This is a genomic window from Pantoea eucrina, from assembly GCF_002095385.1.
Taxonomy (GTDB): Bacteria; Pseudomonadota; Gammaproteobacteria; order Enterobacterales; family Enterobacteriaceae; genus Pantoea; species Pantoea eucrina.
Map to the genome: position 1 here is coordinate 1 of NZ_MIPP01000108.1, position 268 is coordinate 268.

Annotated in this window: 1 pseudogene; it reads right to left on the reverse strand. The window is 69.4% G+C overall.

Annotated elements, in window-relative coordinates:
• Positions 1-268: pseudogene (locus tag HA43_RS18580) on the reverse strand (VENN motif pre-toxin domain-containing protein); the annotation flags it as partial.

Sequence of the window (268 nt, forward strand, 5' to 3'; positions counted from 1 at the left end):
AGGCTGCCCCCCGCCAGGCCCTGCACCGCCGCCGTCGCCGCCTGAATACCCTGCTGAAGGGCGCTGCCCGTGCCGAAAGGCGCCGCGGCGGCTTTATAGCTGTCCGTTGCGGCCAGCGCTTTGTTGTAGTCAGCCCACTCCGCCTTCGGCGCGCCTTCGCCCGGCTCTCTGATACCCTTTGCGGCCAGCTCCGCCTTACCGGCATTCGTGGCCCTTATCTGCCCCTCCGCGCGCGCGATGTCCGCCGCCTGGTTGCCGATTTCCCCTA